This is a genomic window from Chryseobacterium sp. BGARF1 (genome assembly GCF_001677955.1).
Taxonomy (GTDB): domain Bacteria; phylum Bacteroidota; class Bacteroidia; order Flavobacteriales; family Weeksellaceae; genus Chryseobacterium.
On sequence record NZ_LELA01000208.1, the window covers coordinates 1 to 300 of the forward strand.

Here is a 300-nt window from a genome sequence, read left to right on the forward strand (position 1 = left end):
AGCTCTCATTTCTGAGAGCTTATTCTATTTAATAAATTGGTTATTCTTTAATGAATTTTCTCTGAGCTGTGCCCTGAACATCATCAATGTCAATTACGTATAGACCGTTGATTAATCTGCTTACGTCAATCTTATTATTTAAGATTACTCCGCTTGAAATCACCTGACCCGCTGCACTGTAAATGGTGTATTTAGCTTTTTTGCTAACGTTCTTCACATTCAGAATTGATTTAACTGGGTTTGGATAAATCAAAATATCTGTTTGGTTTACAGTATTCACTGTTGGCAATTGAGAGATTC

Annotated in this window: 1 protein-coding gene; it reads right to left on the minus strand. The window is 34.0% G+C overall.

From position 1 onward, the window contains the following. Positions 1 to 40: 40 nt before the first annotated feature. Positions 41 to 300: T9SS type A sorting domain-containing protein (locus AB671_RS21615; RefSeq protein ID WP_228391024.1), on the minus strand; the 260-nt coding region annotated here is incomplete at its 5' end.